This window comes from Stenotrophomonas sp. YJH_SMC_19, assembly GCF_059367915.1.
The window spans coordinates 138,981-160,974 of the sequence record NZ_JCAFRI010000004.1; the positions used below are offsets into that span (position 1 = coordinate 138,981).

General features: G+C 67.6%; 23 protein-coding genes and 2 tRNA genes. 19 read left to right on the forward strand and 6 right to left on the reverse strand.

What is annotated here, in order from left to right:
• Positions 1 to 42 precede the first annotated feature (42 nt).
• Positions 43 to 831, reverse strand: a complete 789-nt coding sequence (locus AC5P5R_RS06785; protein ID WP_012480810.1) for an AraC family transcriptional regulator — start codon at positions 829 to 831, stop codon at positions 43 to 45.
• 91 nt (positions 832 to 922) lie between these two features.
• Between AC5P5R_RS06785 and AC5P5R_RS06790 the strand changes: the two genes are divergently transcribed.
• Both AC5P5R_RS06790 and AC5P5R_RS06795 read left to right on the forward strand, forming a co-directional pair.
• The gene (locus AC5P5R_RS06790) at positions 923 to 2,050 is read left to right on the forward strand and encodes an MFS transporter (protein ID WP_100438753.1); all 1,128 of its coding nucleotides are present in this window, start codon (positions 923 to 925) and stop codon (positions 2,048 to 2,050) included.
• A gap of 95 nt (positions 2,051 to 2,145) precedes the next feature.
• Positions 2,146 to 2,439, forward strand: a complete 294-nt coding sequence (locus AC5P5R_RS06795; protein ID WP_005413984.1) for a hypothetical protein — start codon at positions 2,146 to 2,148, stop codon at positions 2,437 to 2,439.
• Here AC5P5R_RS06795 and AC5P5R_RS06800 read toward each other — a convergent pair.
• From AC5P5R_RS06800 to AC5P5R_RS06810, 3 genes are all read right to left on the reverse strand, one after another.
• Positions 2,426 to 2,860: a hypothetical protein gene (locus tag AC5P5R_RS06800; RefSeq protein WP_005410336.1), complete on the reverse strand. Its 435-nt coding sequence runs from the start codon at positions 2,858 to 2,860 to the stop codon at positions 2,426 to 2,428. The genes AC5P5R_RS06795 and AC5P5R_RS06800 overlap by 14 nt on opposite strands.
• 103 nt (positions 2,861 to 2,963) lie before the next feature.
• A complete protein-coding gene (locus tag AC5P5R_RS06805; protein ID WP_032966922.1) occupies positions 2,964 to 3,770 on the reverse strand; it encodes an amidohydrolase in 807 nt (268 codons plus the stop codon).
• A 14-nt stretch (positions 3,771 to 3,784) separates the two neighbouring features.
• Positions 3,785 to 4,933 (reverse strand): pyridoxal phosphate-dependent aminotransferase, encoded by a 1,149-nt coding sequence (locus tag AC5P5R_RS06810; protein WP_005410338.1) that lies wholly within the window; start codon positions 4,931 to 4,933, stop codon positions 3,785 to 3,787.
• Positions 4,934 to 5,180: 247 nt separating this feature from the next.
• On the opposite strand from AC5P5R_RS06810, the gene ccmA reads away from it, so the two are divergent.
• From ccmA to AC5P5R_RS06865, 11 genes are all read left to right on the forward strand, one after another.
• Positions 5,181 to 5,750, forward strand: a complete 570-nt coding sequence (gene ccmA, locus AC5P5R_RS06815) for a heme ABC exporter ATP-binding protein CcmA (RefSeq protein ID WP_407070841.1) — start codon at positions 5,181 to 5,183, stop codon at positions 5,748 to 5,750.
• Positions 5,747 to 6,442 (forward strand): heme exporter protein CcmB, encoded by a 696-nt coding sequence (gene ccmB / locus AC5P5R_RS06820; protein WP_100438754.1) that lies wholly within the window; start codon positions 5,747 to 5,749, stop codon positions 6,440 to 6,442. Before ccmA ends, ccmB begins: the two co-directional genes overlap by 4 nt.
• Before the next feature lie 43 nt (positions 6,443 to 6,485).
• Positions 6,486 to 7,256, forward strand: coding sequence for a heme ABC transporter permease CcmC (gene ccmC, locus AC5P5R_RS06825; RefSeq protein ID WP_005410341.1), 771 nt, complete (start codon positions 6,486 to 6,488; stop codon positions 7,254 to 7,256).
• Positions 7,253 to 7,441: a heme exporter protein CcmD gene (ccmD, locus tag AC5P5R_RS06830; protein WP_005410342.1), complete on the forward strand. Its 189-nt coding sequence runs from the start codon at positions 7,253 to 7,255 to the stop codon at positions 7,439 to 7,441. Before ccmC ends, ccmD begins: the two co-directional genes overlap by 4 nt.
• The gene (gene ccmE, locus AC5P5R_RS06835) at positions 7,438 to 7,899 is read left to right on the forward strand and encodes a cytochrome c maturation protein CcmE (protein WP_100438755.1); all 462 of its coding nucleotides are present in this window, start codon (positions 7,438 to 7,440) and stop codon (positions 7,897 to 7,899) included. Before ccmD ends, ccmE begins: the two co-directional genes overlap by 4 nt.
• Positions 7,900 to 9,819: a heme lyase CcmF/NrfE family subunit gene (locus AC5P5R_RS06840; protein ID WP_100438756.1), complete on the forward strand. Its 1,920-nt coding sequence runs from the start codon at positions 7,900 to 7,902 to the stop codon at positions 9,817 to 9,819.
• A gap of 8 nt (positions 9,820 to 9,827) precedes the next feature.
• Entirely contained in the window at positions 9,828 to 10,445 is a 618-nt protein-coding gene (locus tag AC5P5R_RS06845) for a DsbE family thiol:disulfide interchange protein (protein ID WP_005410345.1), read from the forward strand.
• Positions 10,446 to 10,449: 4 nt separating this feature from the next.
• Positions 10,450 to 10,899 (forward strand): cytochrome c-type biogenesis protein, encoded by a 450-nt coding sequence (locus tag AC5P5R_RS06850; protein ID WP_005413991.1) that lies wholly within the window; start codon positions 10,450 to 10,452, stop codon positions 10,897 to 10,899.
• Entirely contained in the window at positions 10,893 to 11,882 is a 990-nt protein-coding gene (locus tag AC5P5R_RS06855; RefSeq protein WP_049459788.1) for a tetratricopeptide repeat protein, read from the forward strand. The genes AC5P5R_RS06850 and AC5P5R_RS06855 overlap by 7 nt, the downstream gene beginning before the upstream one ends.
• Before the next feature lie 148 nt (positions 11,883 to 12,030).
• Positions 12,031 to 13,143: a homoserine O-acetyltransferase MetX gene (gene metX, locus AC5P5R_RS06860; RefSeq protein WP_043035339.1), complete on the forward strand. Its 1,113-nt coding sequence runs from the start codon at positions 12,031 to 12,033 to the stop codon at positions 13,141 to 13,143.
• Positions 13,144 to 13,488: a DUF1294 domain-containing protein gene (locus AC5P5R_RS06865; RefSeq protein WP_043035340.1), complete on the forward strand. Its 345-nt coding sequence runs from the start codon at positions 13,144 to 13,146 to the stop codon at positions 13,486 to 13,488.
• Positions 13,489 to 13,580: 92 nt separating this feature from the next.
• On the opposite strand, the gene cydC is transcribed toward AC5P5R_RS06865, so the two are convergent.
• Together cydC and cydD are read right to left on the reverse strand one after the other, a co-directional pair.
• Positions 13,581 to 15,254 (reverse strand): thiol reductant ABC exporter subunit CydC, encoded by a 1,674-nt coding sequence (gene cydC, locus AC5P5R_RS06870; protein ID WP_012480819.1) that lies wholly within the window; start codon positions 15,252 to 15,254, stop codon positions 13,581 to 13,583.
• Positions 15,251 to 16,996 (reverse strand): thiol reductant ABC exporter subunit CydD, encoded by a 1,746-nt coding sequence (cydD, locus tag AC5P5R_RS06875; RefSeq protein ID WP_049397940.1) that lies wholly within the window; start codon positions 16,994 to 16,996, stop codon positions 15,251 to 15,253. Before cydD ends, cydC begins: the two co-directional genes overlap by 4 nt.
• A 228-nt stretch (positions 16,997 to 17,224) precedes the next feature.
• On the opposite strand from cydD, the gene AC5P5R_RS06880 reads away from it, so the two are divergent.
• The 6 genes from AC5P5R_RS06880 to AC5P5R_RS06905 all read left to right on the forward strand — a co-directional run bounded on the left by AC5P5R_RS06880 (position 17,225) and on the right by AC5P5R_RS06905 (position 21,934).
• Positions 17,225 to 18,814 (forward strand): cytochrome ubiquinol oxidase subunit I, encoded by a 1,590-nt coding sequence (locus AC5P5R_RS06880; protein WP_005410352.1) that lies wholly within the window; start codon positions 17,225 to 17,227, stop codon positions 18,812 to 18,814.
• A 15-nt stretch (positions 18,815 to 18,829) separates the two neighbouring features.
• Positions 18,830 to 19,981 carry a cytochrome d ubiquinol oxidase subunit II gene (cydB, locus tag AC5P5R_RS06885; RefSeq protein WP_005410353.1) on the forward strand — a complete coding sequence of 384 codons (1,152 nt, stop codon included), beginning with the start codon at positions 18,830 to 18,832 and terminating at the stop codon, positions 19,979 to 19,981.
• Between the two features lie 58 nt (positions 19,982 to 20,039).
• A complete protein-coding gene (gene cydX / locus AC5P5R_RS06890) occupies positions 20,040 to 20,156 on the forward strand; it encodes a cytochrome bd-I oxidase subunit CydX (protein ID WP_005410354.1) in 117 nt (38 codons plus the stop codon).
• A 55-nt stretch (positions 20,157 to 20,211) separates the two neighbouring features.
• Positions 20,212 to 20,288: transfer RNA gene (locus tag AC5P5R_RS06895), tRNA-Pro, on the forward strand.
• Positions 20,289 to 20,428: 140 nt separating this feature from the next.
• Positions 20,429 to 20,505, forward strand: a tRNA-Pro gene (locus AC5P5R_RS06900).
• A 223-nt stretch (positions 20,506 to 20,728) separates the two neighbouring features.
• Entirely contained in the window at positions 20,729 to 21,934 is a 1,206-nt protein-coding gene (locus AC5P5R_RS06905; protein ID WP_005413997.1) for a CynX/NimT family MFS transporter, read from the forward strand.
• The last annotated feature ends 60 nt before the right edge of the window (positions 21,935 to 21,994 follow it).

Below are 21,994 nucleotides of genomic sequence, written 5' to 3' on the forward strand. Positions count from 1 at the left end.
AGTCGTTTTTGCCACGGCCTGTGTCGAAGGGGCGAAAGCGACTTAATCCCCTCCGTCCCCTTTTGCGTGGCGCTGGAACGCGGCGGGTGTGGTGCCCGTCATGCCGCGGAAGAAGGCGATGAACGGGCTCTCGGCGGAGAAGCCGGTGTCCTGCGCCACGTGCGCCACGCGTTGGCCAAGCAGCAGCAACTCCATGGCCCGCATCAGTCGCCATTGCTGGCGCCAGGCCTGGTAGCTCATGCCGGTATCACGCTGCATCAACCGGCCGACGGTACGCGCGCTCAGGCCCGTGCGCGCGGCCAGCTCCCCCAGTTCGGGCGGCAGCTGCTCGGCCACCGGCAGGCACCGTGCGATCCGCGGATCACGAGGCAAAGGCAGGTCCATCGGTGCCACCGGTGCAGCAGCGATTTCCAGCACGCACAACGCCAGTTGATGGCGTGCGCGCGGCGACTGCCAGTCATGGTCGAACGGCGCCTGCGCGATCGGCTCCAGCAAGGCCTGCAGCAGCGGCCCCACGCCGATGATCGCCGGCTGCCGGGGCAGTTGGGCCGACAGCGTGGCGTCGAAGTACAACGAACGGTAGTCGACCGCCTGGCGCATCTGCGCGCGATGGCGCAGCCCACCCGGAATCCACGCGGCGCGCGCGGGCGGCAGCAGGCTGATGCGATCACCGTAGGTCAGGCGCGTGCAGCCCTGCCGGGTGTACAGCAGCTGCGCGCGTGCATGCTGGTGCCAACCCGAGTCGTGATCCGCCAGTGAGGCTGCAATCCCCAGCACCGGAGCGCTCCAGGCATCGGCGTCGAAGTGCGCGTGCGGCTGCAACCAGGCCATGTCTGATTTCATACATTCAATGACAGGATAGACAGAGTGCGCCATTGCGGGCGAGACCACAATGCGCGGCCCTTCTTCCTGGAGCGCCCGCATGTCGCGCCGCCTGTTGTTGCTCACCATTGCACTGCTGATGTTCCCGCAGTTGGCACAGACCCTGTACAGCCCGGCCCTGGCCGATCTGGCCGAACGCTTCGCCCTGCCGCCGAGTGCCGCCAGCCAGGCCATGAGCCTTTACCTGTTCGGCTTCGCTGCAGGCGTGCTGCTGTGGGGGCGCCTGGCCGATCGTATCGGTCGTCGCCCTGCCCTGCTATGCGGGCTGGCCGTGTTCGCACTGGCCGCCTGCGGCGGCCTCCTGGCCAGCACCTTCGGCCACGTCCTGCTGGCACAGGCACTGGCCGCACTGGGTGCGGCGGCGGCCTCGGTGGTAACCCAGACCGTACTACGCGACCACCTGCAGGGACCCGCGTTGGCGCAGGCGTTCTCCTGGATCGGCATGGCCCTGGCCCTGAGCCCGGCCATCGGCCTTGCACTGGGCACGCTGCTGGTCGCCGCCCATGGCTATGTCGGCGTACAGTCCGGCCTGCTGCTGATCGCTGCCCTGCTGGCAGTCGCATGCCTGGCGGGCCTGCGCGAAAGCCGCCCTGCACAGATCCCGCACGCGCCCATGCTGCCGTTGCTGCGGGAACTGCTGCGCGATCGCTGGATCTGGTCACACGCGTTGCTGGTGATGGCCTTCAACGTGGCGATGTACAGCTGGTATGTGCTCGGCCCCTTCGTGTTTGCGCGCCTGCACTGGCCAGCCACCTGGTTCGGCGCCAGCGGCGCGGTGCTGGCACTGGGCTCGGCACTGGGCGCGTGGGGCAATGGCCGCCTGCTGCGTGCAGGCGTTGCCGCAACCACGCGTATCCGCATCGCCGCAGGACTGGTTCTGACGGGAGGCCTGCTGGCCGCGCTGCTGCATGATCACCCTGCCCTGATCGCGGCGATGGTGCCGGTGGTGACGGGCTTCGGCCTTGCCATTCCCAATGTGCTCGGCCAGGCCCTGCGCGGCTATCCACACTGTCTCGGCAGCGCAGGCGCGCTGTTCGGCCTGCTCTACTACCTGTTGATCGGTGCGGCAATGGCGCTGGTCGGTGCGGTGCAGATGCTGGCACCGACCGTTATCGCGTGTGGCCTACTGGCCTTGTGGCTGCAACGGCGGCGTCCCGCTGCAGCCTAGGAATTGCTGCAAAAGCAGCGCACTGTGCTGGCCTTCCGGGAACGGCTTTGATTCCCCGGCTATCGTGCGCGCGCTCCCACACAAGGCAGATGCCCATGATCACCATCACCGCCGAACAGGCCCGCGCCAACGTCGATGCCGCCAAGCGCCCGATCGAACTGTTCTACCGCGATCTCGACAACGCCATCCAGATCGGCTCGGAAAATGGCCGCCGCTACATCGTGTTCGGCTTCAGCCAGGTGATGGCCAGCGAGCAGCTCGTCGAAGACGTGGTCGCACAGCTGCTGAAGAATGGTTTCGGTGTCGAACGGTTGTTGAGCGATTCCGAACAGCACTACATCCGCATCAGCTGGGGAACTGCCGCGCCGTCGCGCCTCAGCGCCGGCTGAGGGTGAACGCGGTGCCGTCCACGCCCAGATCCCAGCCCTTGCCGGTACCGGACAGGGCCAGCGAGATGTCGCCCTTGGTCATCACCTGCGCGTTGCTGGACTTCACCGCACCGGCATGCGCGCCCACCGAGGCGTAAGTACCCAGCAGCTCGTTGACGCTGACTGCGCCGGTGAAGCTGCCACGTCCGTTGGTGATCTTCGACTTGCCCACGGTCAGACCGCCGCCCTTCATCTGGATGCGCACCGGCATGCTGGCGCCATTGCTGCAGGTGACCGTGCCATTGCCGGATGCAGTCTTGTAGATCAGCGACCAGCCAGAGAGGTTGTAGCGCAGCTCGCAGTCGAGGTTGCCAGCGGCGTGCGCGGCCGGGGCCAGCGATGCGGCAGACAGGGCAAGCAGCAGGGCGAAGGGCTTGTTCATGGCAGGACTTCCAGTTCGGTCGGACTGCCGGCGAATCTAGCAGCGCGCGCGTGCACGTTGGATGCAGGCGCACGCGCTGGTGCAGCAGTGTTCAGGCCGGTGCTCAGGCCTGTTCGTCCAGGTGGAAGGCATCGGCATCGAGCATCGCCGGGAAACGCGCGCGGTGTGCGGCCAGCGCCTCGGCCGAGATGGTGGTGGTGACCACCTGTTCGCGTTCGCGGATCTCCACCTGCGGCTGGCCGAGGAAATCCAGCACCGCGCTGTCGCCTGCGTAGTGCAGCTGGTTGCCATCGACACCGACGCGGTTTACCGCTGCCACGAAGCACAGGTTTTCAATCGCACGTGCACGCAGCAGCGTCTTCCACGCATAGGCGCGTGCCGACGGCCAGTTGGCGACGAAGATCTGCAGGTCGAAATCCAGCTGCTGCGGACGCTCCACGTTGTAGCGGTTGCGGCAGAACACCGGGAAACGCAGGTCGTAGCAGACCTGCGGATTGATCCGCCAGCCCTTCCATTCCACGCTCAGGCGGTCGCGACCGGCGGCATAGCGCTCGTGCTCGCCGCCGTAACGGAACAGGTGGCGCTTGTCGTAGTACTGCAGGTCGCCATCGGGCGTGGCGAACAGCAGGCGGTTGTAGACGCCCTCGCCGTCGCGCAGCTGCACGCTGCCGATCACCGCCGCGTTCAAGGTCCTGGCCTGTTCGCGCACCCAGGCCACGGTCGGGCCGTCCATGCCTTCGGCCTGGGCAATGGCGTCGTTGGAGAAACCACTGGTGAAGGTCTCCGGCAGGATCACCAGGTCGGTGGTGCCGGCCAGCGGTGCGAGCAGCGCGCCGTAGTAGGCGCGGTTGCCGGCCGGATCGTGCCAGCGGGTGTCGCCCTGGACGAGGGAAATGCGCAGGTCCTGCATGTTCACGCCTCCGCTCAGAGCAGGCGCAGGCGTTCGATCGCCGCGTCCATCGTTGCTTCATTCTTGGCAAAGCACAGGCGCACCAGGCGCTGGCCGGCCGGCGGGTTTTCGTAGAACGGCGACAGCGGGATCGCGGTCACGCCCTTCTCGATGGTCAGCCACTTCACGAACTCATGGTCCGGCAGGTCGCTGATGGCCGAGTAGTCGACCAGCTGGAAGTAGCCGCCGGGGACCGGCAGCGCCTTCAGGCGGGTGCCGGCCAGCTGCTCGCGGAAACGGTCGCGCTTGGCCTGGTAGAACGCGCCCAGCTCCAGGTGGTGTTCGGGTTCGTCGCGGATCATCGCGGCGAAGCCGTACTGCGCCGGGCCGAAGCTGGTGAAGGTGTTGTACTGGTGCACCTTGCGGAACTCGGCGGTCAGTGCCGGCGGTGCGATCGCATAGCCGATCTTCCAGCCGGTGCAGTGATAGGTCTTGCCGAAGCTGGAGATGACGAACGCGCGCTCGCGCAGTTCCGGGTAGCGCAGCGCCGATTCATGGCGGCGGCCGTCGTAGATGATGTGTTCGTACACCTCATCGGAGATCAGGTAGATCTGCGTGCCACGCAGCAGCTCGGCCAGTGCCTGCATGTCCTGCGCCGACAGCATCGCGCCGGACGGGTTGTGCGGGGTGTTGACGATCAGCATGCGGGTGCGCGGGGTGATCGCCGCACGCACGCGGTCCCAGTCGACCGCGAAGGTCTGCGGATCCAGCGACACATGCACGGCCTTGGCACCGGCCAGGTCGATCGCCGGTTCATAGCAGTCATACGCCGGGTCGAGCACGATCACTTCCTCGCCGGCACGCACCACGGCGTGGATGGCGTTGAAGATGGCCTCGGTACCGCCACTGGTGACGGTGATCTCGCTGTCCGCATCGACCTGCGCGCCGTAGCAGTCCAGCGCCTTCTGCGCGATGGCCTGGCGCAGCGGCGCCACGCCGGTCATCGGCGGGTACTGGTTCAGCCCGGCGGCCATCGCCCTGGCGGTCTCGTCGATCAGGCGCTGCGGCGCCGAAAAGTCCGGGAAACCCTGGCCCAGGTTGACTGCGCCGTGTTCGGCGGCGAGCTGGGACATCACGGTGAAGATCGTGGTACCGACCTTGGGCAGCTTGGTGTTCGGTTGCATCGGCCTGGGCTGTGGGGGAACAGGCCTGCGAGTTTACGCAATCCGCGCGTCGGTAGTGCCGGCCGCTGGCCGGCACCCCTGGGACGATCTGCGACGCCGGGTCGCATCTGCCGGCCAGCGGCCGGCACTACCATCGGCATTCACCGCTACAATTGCCATCGCACTCCGGCATGAAGACCCCTGCCCCTTGAACACCCCTGCATTGCTGGCCGCCAGCGGCCTGAGCTTCTCCCGCAATGACGAGCCGGTGTTCGGCCCGCTGGACTTCCATGTGGACGCCGGCGAAGCCCTGCTGGTGCAGGGCGGCAATGGCGCCGGCAAGACCACCCTGCTGCGCGTGCTGGCCGGCCTGGCCCGGCCCGGCGCCGGCCAGGTGCGGATCGACGGCAAGCCGGCGAGCAATGCCGAACGTGCACGCTACGTGGCCTACCTCAGCCATCTGCCGGCCCTGAAGCCAGACCTGGACACGCTGGAGAACCTGCACTTCCTGTGCGGCCTGCATGGACGGCGTGCGCGGCAGATGCCCGGCAACGCGCTGGCCATCGTGGGCCTGGCCGGTTATGAGGACACCCTCGTTCGGCATCTGTCCGCCGGGCAGAAGCGGCGGCTGGCACTGGCACGCATCTGGCTGTCGCCGGCGCCGCTGTGGCTGCTGGACGAGCCCTATGCCAACCTCGACCTGGAGGGCATCACCCTGGTCAACCGGATGATCTCGGCGCACCTGCGCGCCGGCGGCGCTGCGCTGGTCACCACCCATGGCGCCTACGCCGCACCGCCGGTGCGTACCCGCCAGCTCGACCTCGGCGGTGCCGCATGATCGCGCCGGGTACCGAACCAGGCCTGTGGCAGACCGCAGGCGCCCTGCTCAAGCGCGACCTGCGCCTGCTCTGGCGCCGCCGCGGCGATGCGCTGCAACCACTGCTCTTCGCGGTGCTGGTAGTGGTGCTGTTCGCGCTGGCCCAAGGCCGCGAACCACAGCTGCTGGCCACCACCGCGGGCGCGGTGCTGTGGCTGGCCGTGCTGCTGGCGGGACAGCTGTCGCTGGATTCACTGTTCCGTTCCGACGCCGAAGATGGCTCGCTGGAACAGTGGCTGCTGGCGCCGGTGCCGCTGGCCTGGCTGGTGCTGGTGCGCGTGCTGCTGCACTGGGCAACCACTGCGCTGCCGCTGATCGTGGTCAGCCCGCTGTTGGCCGAAATGCTGCATCTGCCGCATGACCAGCTGCCGATGTTGCTGGCATCGTTGCTGCTGGGAACGCCGTTGCTGAGCCTGATCGGTGGCGTGGTCGCCGCACTGACCGTTGGCATCCGACGCTCTGGTATTCTCGTGGCGCTGCTGTCGTTGCCGCTGTACGTGCCGGTGCTTGTGTTCGGCGCCGGCAGCCTGGCGGCAGCCGGACGCGGGCAGGATCCGGTCGGTGCGCTGCTGATGCTGGGCGCCGGTCTGCTGCTCGCGCTGGTGCTGGCTCCGCTGGCCACTGCCGCTGCAATACGTATTTCTCTGAGTTGACCGAGCTGAGAGCCAATCCACCCCTGCTGGATAGCCGCCACGCATGAATCCGATTGTCCGCTGGTTCCACCAACTCGGTTCGCCTCCCACGTTCGACCGTTTCGCTGCCCGCTGGTCGCGGGTGTTCTACCTCGCGGCGGTGCCGGTGCTGCTGGTCGGCATGTGGCAGGCGCTGCTGGTGGTGCCGCCGGAAGCCAAGCAGCTGGACAGCTTCCGCATCCTTTACATCCACGTGCCCAGTGCCTGGATGAGCCTGTTCGTATTCGCGCTGATGGCGCTGTATGCCGCCATCGCGCTGATCTGGCGGATCAAGGTCTGCGAGATCCTTGCCATGGCCTGCGCGCCGATGGGCGCCGGTTTCACCCTGATCACCCTGCTGACCGGCAGCATCTGGGGCAAGGGCACCTGGGGCACCTGGTGGGACTGGGACCCGCGCATGACCAGCGAGCTTGTGCTGCTGTTCCTGTACCTGGGCGTGATCGGCCTCTACCACGCCATCGAGGACCGCCGCAGCGCCGCACGTGCGGCGGGACTGCTGGCCATCGTCGGCGTCAGCCTGCTGCCGGTGATCCGCTATTCGGTGGACTGGTGGGGCGGCCTGCATCAGCGCCAGTCGATCAACGTGTTCGGTGAATCGGCGATCAGCAGCGCGATGATCGCGCCGCTGTGGTGGATGGTGATCGGCACCAAGTTCTGGTTCGCCGGTTCGGTGCTGGCCAAGGCGCGCGCCGACAATCTCGACCGCGAGGCCGGCAAAGCCTGGGTCGGTGGACGCGTCGGTGCCGAACGCCCGGTCCGGGAGGCCCAGCCATGACCCACCTTCCCTATGTGATCGGCGCCTACGCCGTGTTCGTGCTGGTGCTCGGCGCCGATGCCATCGGTTCGTGGCTGCGCCTGCGCGTGGCACGCCGGCTGGCACTGGCCCGCCAGCAGCGGCAGCAGACCCGCGCCGGCAGGCAGGACGCAGCTGCGCCGCTGTCGACGGAGCTGGAACGATGACCCCGGTACAGCGTCGCCGCTTGGCATGGGTGCTGCTGGCCCTGCTCGCCTCCGGGCTGGCCACTGCGCTGGTGGCGATGGCACTGGAGCGCAACATCGCCTACCTGTACACGCCTTCGGAAGTGCTGCGCGGTGATGTCGATGCGCAGTCGCGCTTCCGCTTGGGCGGCATGGTGGTGAAAGGCTCCTTCAATCGGCCGGTCGGCTCGCTGGAAGCACGTTTCAAAGTGACCGACGGCGACGCGCAGCTGGCAGTGACCACCTCGCGGATCCTGCCGGACATGTTCGCCGAAGGCACGGCGGTGGTCGCCAGCGGCCGCCTGCAGGGCGGCACCTTCGTCGCCGACGAAGTGCTGGCCAAGCACGATGAGAAGTACGTGCCGAAGGAAGTGGCCGACAAGATGGGCGATGCCCACCGCAAGCACGATGTGCCGGTGACGGCCCCCGAGGTGCGCTGAGTGCTGCCCGAACTGGGTCAGATCCTGCTGATGTGCGCATTGCTGGCCTCGCTGCTGCAGGCCGGCCTGCCGCTGGTCGGCGCACATCGCAACAACACGGCATGGATGGCGGTCGCACGGCCAGCCGCGTTCGCGCAGCTGCTGCTGCTCGCCGGCGCGTTCGCGGTGCTGACCGCCGCATTCGTGCAGCAGGATTTCTCAGTGCGCTACGTGGCCGAGAACTCCAATTCGCTGCTGCCGATGATCTACCGCTATTCGGCGGTCTGGGGCGCGCATGAAGGCTCACTGCTGATGTGGGCGCTGGTGCTGGCATTGTGGACCGGCGCGGTGGCGCTGTTCTCCCGGCACCTGCCGGCACCGGTGCAGGCGCGCGTACTGGCGGTGATGGGCATCGTCAGCGTCGGCTTCCTCGCCTTCCTGATCTTCACTTCCAACCCGTTCCTGCGCCTGAACCCGGCGCCGCTGGAAGGGCGCGATCTCAACCCACTGCTGCAGGACCCGGGGCTGATCATCCATCCACCGATGCTGTACATCGGTTACGTGGGTTTCGCCGTTCCGTTCGCATTCGCGGTGGCGGCGCTGCTGGAAGGTCGCGTGGATGCGCGCTGGCTGCGCTGGACGCGGCCCTGGACCAACGTCGCCTGGGGCTTCCTGACCCTGGGGATCGCGTTGGGCAGCTGGTGGGCCTACTACGAGCTGGGCTGGGGTGGCTGGTGGTTCTGGGACCCGGTGGAGAACGCCAGCTTCATGCCATGGCTGGTCGGTGCGGCACTGATCCATTCGCAGGCCGTCACTGAGAAGCGCGGCACGTTCGGCAGTTGGACCCTGCTGCTGGCGATCGCGGCCTTCGCGCTGTCGCTGCTGGGCACCTTCCTGGTGCGCTCCGGTGTGCTGACCAGCGTGCATTCGTTCGCCGCCGATCCCTCGCGCGGCCTGTTCATCCTGGTGTTCCTGTCGGTGCTGGTCGGCGGCAGCCTGCTGCTGTACGCGCTGCGCGCCAGCCAGCTGAGCGTGGACGCCGACGACCCGCGCCGTGGCTTCACCCCCACCTCGCGCGAGACCCTGCTGCTGGCCAACAACCTGCTGCTGGCCACGGCCTGCGCGATGGTGCTGCTCGGCACGCTGTATCCGTTGCTGGCCGATGCGCTGTCGCTGGGCAAGATCTCGGTCGGCCCGCCCTACTTCGGCAGCCTGTTCCTGCTGCTGATGGCGCCAATGATCCTGCTGCTGCCGTTCGGCCCACTGGTGAAATGGCAGCGTGACCAGCCCTCGCGCGCCTTCGCGCTGCTGGCACCGTGGCTGGGCCTGGCGCTGCTGCTGGGCGCGCTGGCCTGGTGGCAGGCGCCGCAGAACGGCTGGAAGGCCGGCATCGGCGTGGCCGCTGCGGCCTGGGTCGCACTCGGTACCGCACGCTTCGTCTGGCAGCGACTGCGCGGCAACGGCCGCTTCACCGCCGAAATGCTCGGCATGATCGTTGCCCACGCCGGCATCGCCGTGTTCCTGGCCGGCGCGCTGCTGGTGGAAGCCTTGAACGTGCAGCGCGAAGTGGCGCTGGCCCCGGGTCAGCAGCTGGTGGTCGGTCGCTACGAAGTGCGCTTCGAGGGCGTGGACCACCGCGAAGGCCCCAATTTCATCGCCGACCGCGGTCACCTGCGGGTGTTCCGCGACGGCCGCGAACTGGCCCTGCTGCACCCGGAGAAGCGCCAGTACGCCAGCGGCGGCCAGGTGATGACCGAGGCCGGCATCGATGCACGCTTCGACGGCGATGTCTACGTGGCATTGGGCGAGCCGCTGGGCAACAATGCATGGGCGGTACGGGTGCACATCAAGCCGTTCGTGCGCTGGATCTGGCTGGGCGCGCTGTTGATGGCCCTGGGCGGATTCATCGCCGCCGCCGACCGCCGTTTCCGTCGTCCGTAGGAGTTTCCATGTCCGAGTCCCCCGCCCCGCGCCCCTCCCGCCCGCTGCCGCCGGTAGCCATCGTGATCGGCGTGCTGTTTTTCTTCGGCCTGCTCGGGCTGATGATCTACGGGGTTATGAAATCGGGTGATCCGCAGCGCGACGTGCTGCCATCGGCGCTGATCGACAAGCCGGCGCCAGCGTTCGCGCTGCCGGTGCTGCACGACCCGGAAATGATCGTGCACAGCGACGAACTGCGTGGCGCGCCGTACCTGTTGAACGTGTGGGGCAGCTGGTGCGCGGCCTGCCGCGAGGAACACCCGGTGCTGACCCGTTTCGCCGAGAGCAAGCGCGTGCGCGTGATCGGCTACAACTGGAAGGATGAACCGACCGATGCCCTGCATTGGCTGGAACAGCTGGGCAACCCGTTCATGGTCGTGCTCAGCGACGTGGAAGGCCGCACCGCGATCGACTGGGGCGTGACCGCCGCACCGGAAACCTTCCTTGTCGACGGCAGCGGCATCGTGCGCTGGAAGTACAGCGGTGCGATGACCCAGCGCGTGGTCGACGAGAAGCTGATCCCGGCGCTGGAGAAGATCGAGAAGGCCCAGGGCAATGCCGGCAGCACGTTGCACACGGCGCCCTGAGCCCATGCGCTGGCTGCTGGCGCTGCTGCTCCTGATGCTGCCGCTGGCCGCGCTGGCACAGCAGCCGCTGCATGATCCGCAGCCGCTGCAGTTCCGCGATGGCGCCGAAGAACGCCGCTTCCACGACCTGGCCGCGCAGCTGCGCTGCGTGCAGTGCCAGAACCAGTCGCTGGCCGATTCCAACGCGCAGATCGCGCAGGACCTGCGCCGCGAGGTGCTGCAGCTGATGCAGCAGGGCCACGACGACGCGCAGATCAAGCAGTTCCTGGTCGCGCGCTACGGTGAGTTCGTGCTCTATCAGCCACCGTTGCAGCCGGGCACCTGGCTGCTGTGGGGCGGTCCCCTGCTGATGCTCGGTGCGGGTGCTCTGGTGGTGCTGGGCATCGTCCGCCGCCGTGGCCGTACGGTTGGCGCCGCAGCGGCCGGCAAGGCCGATGAAGGAGACGGATGGTGAGCCATTGGCTGCCGATGCTGGCCGGTCTGGTTGCTGCGTTGATGGCAGCGCTGGTGCTGTGGCCGCTGCGCCACTCTGGCCGCCGCGGTTTCGTGGTCGGCGTGTTCGCACTGGGCGTGGCCGGTGCCTGCCTGTATCTGCTGGTCGGTGATCCGCGTGCAGCACAGGTGCAACCGACGCCTTCGGTAGCCACCCTGCGCGATGGCGTGCAGGCCCTGCAGGATGCACTGAAGCGTGACCCACAGCGGGCCGATGGCTGGGCGCTGCTGGGCCGGTCGCAAGCCGAACTGGGCAATGCCGCAGCCGCGGCGGACGCGTTCGCGCGGGCCGCCACTCTCGCCCCGGAAGACCCCGGCGTGCTGGTGGAGGCGGCGCAGGCACGTGCGCAGGCCGATGCCGGCAAGCAGTTCGATGACACGGCGATGGCCTGGCTGCAGCAGGCGCGTGCGCTGGCGCCCGATGCCGAGCGTGCCAGCTGGCTGCTGGGTATCGCCCTGCGTCAGCGCGGAAAGAATGCCGAGGCCGCAGATGTGTGGAGCGGCCTGCTGCCACGGCTTGAGCCCGGCGCCGCGCAGGCGCTGCAGGCGCAGATCGCCATCGCCCGTGAAGCCGCCGGTCAGCCGTCCGATGCAGCCGTTGCGGCGCCACCGGCGCTGTTGCAGGTGCGCGTGCAGTTGCCTGCGTTGAAGGGCACCGAGTGGCCGGCCAGCACCCAGGTATTCGTGCTGGCCCGCGCCGTGGGTGGACCGCCGATGCCGGTGGCCGCACGCAAGCTGCCCTTGGCCGGATTCCCGGCCACGGTCGGGCTGGGTGACGCTGACAGCCCGATGCCAACCGCACCGCTGTCGGCCCATCGCGAAGTGGAAGTGCTGGCACGCATCTCGCGCACCGGCAGCGCCAACCGCAGCGAAGATGACCTGCAGAGCGTGCCGGTGAAGGTGAGCCTGCCCCACGACGGTGTTGTGGAGCTGCGCTTCCCGTAACGCGCCGCGGTAGTGCCGGGCGCTGGCCGGCAACCTCATGAATCGTGATGCGCCTGCGAGGTTGCCGGCCAGCGGCCGGCACTACCTGCATCGCCGATGGAAACCAGCGTGTCGCCAGCTCCACATGCGGCCCCGCTAGAATGCCTGCATGACCGAATTCATCCCGCCCGGCACCCGCTTCCACGCCCTGCCCTCGCCCTTCCCGTTCAAGCGCGGCGGCGCCCTGCACGGCGCGCGCGTCGCCTATGAGACCTGGGGAACACTGGCGGCCGACGCCAGCAACGCGATCCTGATCGTGACCGGCCTCTCGCCGGATGCACATGCGGCAGCCAACGACGCCAACCCGGCAGCGGGCTGGTGGGAAGGCATGGTCGGACCCGGCAAGGCGATCGATACCGACCGCTGGTTCGTGGTCTGCGTGAACTCGCTGGGCAGCTGCAAGGGCTCGACCGGTCCGGCCTCGCTCAACCCGGCCACCGGCCAACCGTATCGTCTCGACTTCCCCGAGCTGTCGATCGAAGACGGCGCGCGCGCCGCGATCGAAGTCGTGCGCGCCCTGGGCATCGAACAGCTGGCCTGCGTGGTCGGCAATTCGATGGGCGGCATGACCGCGCTGGCCGTGCTGATGCTTCACCCGGGCATCGCGCGCAGCCACGTCAACATTTCCGGCAGTGCGCAGGCGCTGCCGTTCTCCATCGCGATCCGCTCGCTGCAGCGCGAAGCGATCCGCCTTGATCCACGCTGGAATGGTGGCCACTACGACGACGACGCGTATCCCGAGTCCGGCATGCGCATGGCGCGCAAGCTGGGCGTGATCACCTACCGCTCGGCACTGGAATGGGATGGCCGCTTCGGCCGCGTGCGGCTGGATTCGGACCAGACCGACGACGATCCGTTCGGTCTGGAATTCCAGGTGGAAAGCTACCTGGAAGGCCACGCACGGCGCTTCGTGCGTTTCTTCGACCCCAACTGCTATCTGTACCTGAGCCGCTCGATGGACTGGTTCGACCTGGCCGAGTATGCCGATGGCGATGTGCTGGCCGGGCTGGCGAAGATCCGGGTGGAGAAGGCGCTGGCCATCGGCGCCAACACCGACATCCTGTTCCCGGTGCAGCAGCAGCAACAGGTCGCCGATGGCCTGCGTGCCGGAGGCGCTGACGCCCATTTCATCGGATTGGAGTCACCGCAGGGTCACGACGCCTTCCTGGTCGATTTCGAGCGTTTCGGCCCCGCCGTGCGCGGCTTCCTCGACGCGCTGTAAGTGGCGTGGCGGCGTAACCTCGCGTTGGCCGCGTTCGGCGCGTTGATCGCGCTGATGGTCAGCGGTGTGCTGCCGCTGTGGCTGGGCGGCTGGTGCATGCTGACCAGCGCGGTGTCGTTCGCGCTGTACGGCCAGGACAAGCGCGCGGCGCAGCGAAAGCAATGGCGCATTCCCGAACGCACCCTGCAACTGCTGGCCTTTGCCGGTGGCTGGCCGGGCGCGCTGCTGGGCCAGGCGCTGTTCCGACACAAGCACCGCAAGGCCGCATTCCAGTGGGTGTTCTGGTTGTGCGTGCTGGCCAACGTGGCCTCGATCGCGGTGATGCTGCGCGAGTTCTCGCGGTAACCGTTCGAATGGGTAATGCCGGCCGCTGGCCGGCAATTCCGTGTCCGTATCAGGCGCCATGAGGTTGCCGGCCAGCGGCCGGCACTACCGGTTCACGCTTCGCGGACCAGAGCCCCGTCGCGCAACCGGTACTGCGCATCGACCACGCCTTCGGGCAGGTCGTCGTGGGTGATCATCAACAGGCTGCGCCCGTCCAGCAAACCGGAAAGGTCCTGCAACAGCGCGCGTGCGGTATCCACGTCGAGGCCTTCGGTCGGTTCGTCCAGCAGCAGGATCGGCGCATTGCGCAGCAGTGCACGGGCCAACGCCAACCGCCGCGCCTGCCCGGCCGACATCGTCGCGCCGTTCTCGCCCACCCAGGCCTGCAGGCCGCCGTTGCGCTCGGCCCATTCGCCCAGGCGCACGCGGCGCAGCACCGCCCACAAGGCGGCGTCGCTGGCATCGGGATCACCCAACCGCAGGTTCTCGGCCACGCTGCCGGCAAACACCGGCGCGTTCTGCGGCAGCCACGCCAGTTGCCGGTGCCAGTCGGCCTGGGCGAAATCACGCAGATCGCGGCCACCGTAGGTCAGCCGCCCCTGCTGCGGATCCCACAACCGCAGCAGCAGGCTCGACAGCGTGGTCTTGCCGCTGCCGCTGTCTCCACGGATGGCGATGCGTTCGCCTGGCGCCAGGGTCAGCTGCAGGCCGGACAACACCGGCCGCGCGCCGCCTGGCCACTGGAAATGCACGTCATCCCAATGCACGCGCGCAGCCGGCGGCACCACCTGTGGCGCCTGCGGATCGTCCACCGTCGGCGGTTGCTCGACGATCGCCTGCAGGCGATCGGCGGAAATGCGCCCGGACTGCAGCGACTGCCAGGCCAGGCCCATGCCGGCCCACAGCTCGATCAACGCCACGGTGAGGAACACCAAACCTGCGGCCATTTCCGGTGCGATGCGCCGCTGCTCGGCCGCGTGCAGGGCCAACGCCAGCATCGCCACCAGGCCCAGCCCGGCCACCAGGCCATGCAGGGTCGAGGCCGCGATCAGGCGCCAGCGCCGACGACGATCCCGCGAGGCCAGCTGCTTGGCAGCTACGCGTACCTTCAGCTGCCAGGCCGCATCGGCGTGCAGCGCGGCCAGGTCACCCGCACCTTCCAGCCCTTCGAATGCAGCGGTACGCAATGCGGCACGATGCGCGGCACGGTCGGCCTCTTCGTCGTCATGGCCACGCACGCCCAGCCACGGCACCCCGAAGGCGATCAGCAGCGCCAGCACCGCCAGCAGCACCGCAGCCGACGGCAGGATCAGTGCCGCCGAAACGATCGCGACCAGCGACAATCCGCCCAACGCCACCAGCGGCCCGATCGCACGCACCAGCAGGCCGTCCACTTCACCGATGTCGCCGAGCAGGCGCGCCAGAAGGTCGCCGGTGCGCGTAGCCCCCAATCGTGCGGGTGCCAGCGGCAACGCGCGGCGGAAGAACCACACGCGCAGGTCGCGGGCGATGCGCAGCGTGGCGTCGTGGCCGACCAGCTTCTCGAAATAGCGCGACACGATGCGCGCCATCGTCAGCCCGCGTATACCCGCGGACGGTGAGAAGAAGTTGAAGCCTTGGCCGAGGCCGGCCGCACCAGCCAACGCGGCGGCGGTGAGGAAGCCACCGGACAGGCCAAGCAAGGCGGTGCCGGCCAGCATGGTGGTCCACAGCAGCAGCACGGTCAGCAGCAGGCGCGGCCGATGGCGCAGGAACACCGCACGCAGCGAATCAGGCGAACGGCTCATGCGCGCACCGCCTGTGCCGGTTCGACCAGGCGCCCTTCCGGCAGCAGCAGGCAGCGGTCGGCCCAGGCGATCACCGCCGGGCTGTGGGTGGCGACCACCACACTGCGGCCCCGCGCATAGGCAGCCAGGCTGCGCAGCAGTGCGGCCTCGGTATCGGCGTCGAGAAACGCGGTGGGTTCGTCCAGCAACAGCACCTGCGGGTCGCGCAGCAACAACCGGGCCAGGCCGATACGACGGGCTTCGCCGCCGGACAGGCCGAAGCCACGTTCGCCGATCACCGTGTCCAGGCCCTGTGGCAGGCGCTGTGCGAACTGCAGCACCTGCGCGGCCTCGGCCACCGCACGAAGACGCGCATCGCTGGCACCGGGATCAGCCAGCCGCAGGTTGTCGGCGATGCTGCCGTGGAACAGGTAGGGGCGCTGGCTGGCATAGGCCACCTGCACGCCAGGCCGCAGCTGCAGCTTGCCGGCGCGCGGCGGCAGCCAGCCGGCCAGCGCTTCCAGCAGGGTGCTTTTACCGGAGCCGCTGGGACCAACCAGGGCCAGGCGCTGGCCCGGCTCCAGCCGCAGGTCCAGATCCTGCAGCACATCCTGCGGCGCGCCCAGCGGACGCAGCACCAGCCCTTGTGCCTGCAGCGGCGGCAAGGCGGCCTCGGCCGGCTCCACCGCCAGCGGTGCAACCTCGTTCTCGACCAGGCCCTGCTCATCGGGCAGCGACTGCAGCAGACGCTCCACTTCGGCGGCGGCGGCCAGTGCATTGGCGCGATCATGGTAGTGCGCGGCCAGCCGTCGCAGCGGCGCATAGAATTCCGGTGCCAGCAGCAGGCAGAACAGCCCCGCACCCAGCGTCGGCACCGCTGCATGCAGCGACATCATGCCCAGATAGCTCAGGCCCAGGTACAGCGCCACCATCGCCACGCTCACCGAGGCGAAGAATTCCAGCACCGTGGACGACAGGAAGGCAATCCGCAGCACTTTCAGCGTGCGCACGCGCACGCCTTCAGCGGCGGCCTCGATACCCTCCAGCTCGGCGTCACCGCGGCCATACAGGCGTAGCAGGCCCAGGCCCTTGATGCGGTCGGCGAAATGGCCGCTCATGCGTGCCAGCTCACCCAGCTGCGCACGGCCGGCCGCTTCGGCGCCCCAGCCCACCAGCATCATGAAAAATGGCACCAGCGGCGCAGTGAACAGCAGGATCAGCGCCACCACCCAGTCGACCCAGGCGACAGCGGCCAGGATCAGCAGCGGCACCACCACCACTTCAGTGCGCACCGGCAGGAAGCCGCTGTAATAGCTCTCTATCGCATCACCGTGATGCAGCATCAGTTCGCCCAGTTCGCCGGTGCGGCGCTGCCGCAGCCACAGTGGGCCGTGGCCCAGCAGGCGTGCGAACACGCGTTCGCGCAATGCCAGGCGTGCGGCGTCGGCCACGTCACCGGCGGCGGCCTGGGTGGCGCTGCCCAGCAGGGTGCGCAGCACCAGGATCACCGCCAATCCCGCCAGCACCGGCAGGCCAGAGGCCAGCGGCACGCGCTCCACCAGCACCTGCTGCACCAGCCAGGCGATGGCGGCAGCCTGGCCGATCAACAGTGCGCCGGACAGGCTGATGCAAAGCGCGGCCAGGCGCTGGCGGCCCCGGGCGGAGCGTGCCAGGTCGGCCAGCCAGGCCGTGCGCACACGCCGCTGGCGGGCGGTTTCAGCTTCCGGGGACAGGCCGTCAGGGGTCGTTTCGGCAGCGCTCAAGAGGTCTTCACGGGCAACGGGGGAGACACGGCATTGTAGGCGCAGGCAATAGCCCGCCCCTGCGGCCGGCGGTCGCAGTCTTCATCAGGTTGGCATACGATCAACCGGGGCACCTGTTCATACATTGATCTGGATCAAGGCTGTTTGAAGTAGTCGGTCACATCATTCACGTCGTAGACCACCCTTCCCGCCACCTGCAACGGCACTATCCAACGAGGTAGCCAGGCCATGATTGATCAGACAGTCGTAGAACTGTCGCGGCTGCAATTCGCGCTGACCGCGATGTACCACTTCCTATTCGTACCGCTCACCCTCGGCCTGTCCTTCATGGTGGCCATCATGGAGAGCGTGTATGTGATGACCGGCAAGGAGATCTGGCGCAGGATGACCCTGTTCTGGGGCGTCCTGTTCGGCATCAACTTCGCCATGGGCGTTGCCACCGGCATCGTCATGGAATTCCAGTTCGGCATGAACTGGTCCTACTACAGCCACTACGTGGGTGACATCTTCGGTGCGCCACTGGCCATCGAAGGCCTGATGGCGTTCTTCCTGGAAGCGACCTTCGTCGGCCTGTTCTTCTTCGGCTGGAACCGCCTGAGCAAGGTCAAGCACCTGATGGTGACCTGGCTGATGGCGCTGGGGACCAACCTGTCGGCGATCTGGATCCTGGTGGCCAATGGCTGGATGCAGAACCCGACCGGTGCGGTGTTCAACCCGGAAACCATGCGCATGGAAGTGGTCGACTTCATGGCGGTGGTGTTCAACCCGGTGGCGCAGGCCAAGTTCGTGCACACCGTCAGCGCCGGCTACGTGACCGGTGCGGTGTTCGTGATGGCGATCAGCGCGCTGTTCCTGCTGCGCAACAAGCACAAGGACCTGGCCCGTCGTTCGTTTGCGGTGGCCGCGGCGTTCGGCCTGCTGTCATCGCTGTCGGTGGTCGTGCTGGGTGACGAGAGCGGTTACGCCGCCAGCGAACACCAGAAGATGAAGCTGGCCGCGATCGAAGCGATGTGGGAGACCGAGCGTGCGCCGGCCGACTTCACCGCCTTCGGCATCCCGAACCAGGAGACCCACCAGAACGACTACGCGGTGAAGATCCCCTACCTGATGGGCCTGATCGCCACCCGCTCGTTGAACCAGCCGATTCCCGGCATCCTGGAACTGGTCGAGCGCGCCGAACACCGCGTGCGTGGCGGCCAGCTGGCCTACGGTGCATTGGAACGCCTGCGCGCCAACAAGAACGACGTTGAAGCGCGCGAGATGTTCGACCGTCACTGGCAGGACCTGGGCCACGGCCTGCTGCTCAAGCGCTATCGCGATGACATCCTCAACGCCACCCCGCAGGAAATCTCGCAGGCGGCGATGGACACGGTGCCGCGCGTGATGCCGTTGTTCTGGACCTTCCGCGTGATGGCCGGCCTCGGCTTCTACCTCATCGCCTTCTTCGCCCTGGCCTTCTACTACTCCTGCCGCAACAATTTCCAGGACAAGCGCTGGTTCCTCAAGCTGGCCCTGTGGACGCTGCCGGCGCCGTGGATCGCGATCGAGTGCGGCTGGTTCGTGGCCGAGTATGGTCGCCAGCCGTGGGCGGTCGATGGCGTGCTCCCGACCTTCTATGCAGCATCGGGGCTGGCCCTGCATGAAATCGTGCTGACCCTGGCCGGCTTCACTGCCATCTACACCGCGCTGATCGTGGTCGAGATCAAGCTGATGCTCAAGGCGATCCGCAAGGGTCCGGACGAGGTGCTGCCGTCACTGCAGTCGCCCCAGCCGCATGCTTCCCACAATGCCTCGGCGCCGGCCGCCGGCCAGGCCTGAGGCAGGAGAACCAAGATGGATTTCATTCTTCTGGACTACACCACGCTGCGCGTGATCTGGTGGCTGCTACTCGGCATCCTGCTGATCGGTTTCGCCGTGATGGATGGTTTCGACCTGGGCGTGGGCACCCTGCTGCCCTTCGTCGCCCGCAACGACGCTGAGCGCCGGCTGGTGATCAATACCATCGGTCCGGTATGGGAAGGCAACCAGGTGTGGCTGATCCTGGGCGGCGGCGCGATCTTCGCCGCATGGCCGCCGCTCTACGCGGTCAGCTTCTCCGGGTTCTACCTGGCGATGTTCGTGATCCTGTTCGCGCTGATCCTGCGACCGGTCGGCTTCAAGTTCCGCAGCAAGATGCCCAGCGAGCGCTGGCGCAACACCTGGGACTGGGCGCTGTTCATCGGTGGCTTCATCCCGGCGCTGATCATGGGCGTGGCGGTGGGCAACGTGGTGCTGGGCGTGCCGTTCCACTTCGATGACAGCATGCGCATCTTCTACACCGGCTCGTTCTTCGGCCTGCTGATGCCCTTCGCGCTGCTGGCCGGCCTGCTCAGCGTGTCGATGCTGGTCGCCCACGGTGCCGCCATGCTGGTGCTGAAGACCGACGGCCCGGTGGCCGAACGTGCGGCCCGTTTCGGCAGCATCGCCGCGATCATCGCCTTCGTGCTGTTCGCGGTGGGCGGTGCCTGGGTGGCCTTCGGCCTGCCGGGTTACCAGATCACCTCGCAGGTGGTCACCGACGGCGCCACCAATCCGCTGCTGAAGACCGCCGAACTCGGCGCCGCCGGTGGCTGGATGCGCAACTACAGCGCCATGCCGGCCACGATCCTGGCGCCGCTGCTGGGCCTGGCCGGCCTGCTGGCCAGTGCGGTACTGCTGCGGGCCCGTCGCGGCGGCCTGGCCTTCATCGCCTCCGGGGCAGCCATCGCCGGCATCATCCTGACCGTCGGCTTTGCGATCTTCCCGTTCCTGCTGCCGTCCTCGAGCCAGCCCACCTCCAGCCTGACCGTGTGGGACGCCTCGTCCAGCCACCTGACCCTGTGGATCATGCTGCTGGCCACGGCGGTGTTCCTGCCGATCATCCTCGCCTACACCACCTGGGTGTACCGCGTGCTGAAGGGCAAGACCACCACCGAAGAGATGGGCAACAACCCGAACGCGTATTGATTGCTTGCACGTGTGCCGACCAACGGTCGGCACCTACCCGGAATGAAGGAGACTGATCATGTGGTATTTCGCCTGGATTCTCGGTGCCGGCCTCGCCTCGACGGTGGCCATCCTCAACGGCATGTGGTTCGAAGCCCGCGAGCAGAACCGCATCGAGAAGGAAAATCGTCGCTGAGCTGTAAAAAAGCCTTGCCGCCTTGGCCTTCACACGGTATCTTAGGCGGCTCCTTCGGGGTGTAGCTCAGTCTGGTAGAGCGCTACGTTCGGGACGTAGAGGTCGCAGGTTCGAATCCTGTCTCCCCGACCACTTCGGTGGTCGCATTGAAGCCTGGTGAAGTCGTCCAGGCTTTTTTGTTCCCTGAAGTGGCACTGCTTCGGCAGTGTGAAGAAAACAGCATTCACCCCTTGCCGCCATCGGGGTGAATCGCTAGAATAGGCGGCTCCCTTCGGGGTGTAGCTCAGTCTGGTAGAGCGCTACGTTCGGGACGTAGAGGTCGCAGGTTCGAATCCTGTCTCCCCGACCACTTCGGTGGTCACCAAGAAGCCTGGAAGACATCACTGTCCTCCGGGTTTTTTTGTATCAGGGCACCTGGCCGCCCGCATGACGGGACCTTGCCGGAGCCCGCACGTACAATGGCCGCGCTGCCGGCCCGCCAGCAGCCCCCACCCCCACCTGCCGCTTCGGCGTAGACCGATGCCGGCGCTGCATGCCATTGCCCCGGCATGCGACACCTGCAAGGACCACCGATGAGTTCCTCCACTTCCGATTCGCCGTCGCTGCTGCACGGTCGTGTCCTCGCGTTTGCCGCGATCCTGCTGGCAGCGGTCAACCTGCGCACTGCGGTCACCTCGATCACCCCGCTGCTGGACGTACTCGGCCAGCAGTTCGGCTTCGGCACCACCATGACCGGCGTGCTGGGCATGCTGCCGACCGCCTCGTTCGCGCTGTTCGGCGTGGCCACGCCGGCGCTGGCGCGGCGCCTGGGCCTGGAGCGCACCACGCTGCTGGCGATGGTGATGGCGATGGCCGGCCTGCTGCTGCGCTCCAGTGCCGGCAACGTCGGCACGCTGCTGCTCGGTTCGGTGCTGGCACTGGCCGGCATGGGCATCGGCAACGTGGTGGTGCCGCCGCTGGTGAAGCGCTACTTCGCCAACAAGGTCGGCACCATGAGCACGCTCTACATCAGCGTGCTGCAGCTGGGCACCATGCTGCCCGCATTGCTCGCGGTGCCGATGGCCAACGCCGCTGGCTGGCGCGTGTCGCTGGGCATGTGGGCACTGCTGGCACTGGCCGCAGCATTGCCGTGGCTGGTTCTGGCCAGGCGCGCACCGAAGCCGCAGGCAGATGCCACCGACCCGGCCGCACAGCCGCATGGGAAAGTCTGGCGCACCTCACTGGGCTGGAGCATGACGCTGATGTTCGGCATGACTTCGCTGATGACCTATTCGATGTTCACCTGGCTGCCACGCATCGTGGTCGAGGCCGGCGGCACACCGGCCTTCGGTGGCGTGATGGTGGCGGTGTTCTCGGCGCTGGGGCTGCTGCCGTCGCTGGTCATTCCATCCATGGCAGTTCGCATGCAGAACCCGTTCCCGCTGGTGCTGATCGGCTTCTTCTCGTTCGTGATCGCCTTCACCGGCCTGCTGCTGGCACCGATGAAGGCCCCCCTGCTATGGGCGTGCCTGCTCGGCGTCGGTCCATCCACCTTCCCGCTGGCGCTGACCCTGATCAACCTGCGCACGCGCACCCCCACCGGCTCGGCGGCACTGTCCGGCTTCATGCAGGGCGTGGGTTACAGCTTCAGCTGTCTGGGGCCGTTCCTGGTCGGCTGGCTGCATACGGTCAGCAACGGCTGGACGCTCCCGTTCAGCTTCCTGTTCGGCTGCGCCACCCTGATGCTGTGCGCCTCCTGGGTGGCCTGCAAGCCGCGCAAGCTGGAAGACCTCTGGTAAGCCGCGCAGGGCCTCGCAACCGGCCCTACCTACCGCTCGTCAGCCCGCCTGCGCATTTTG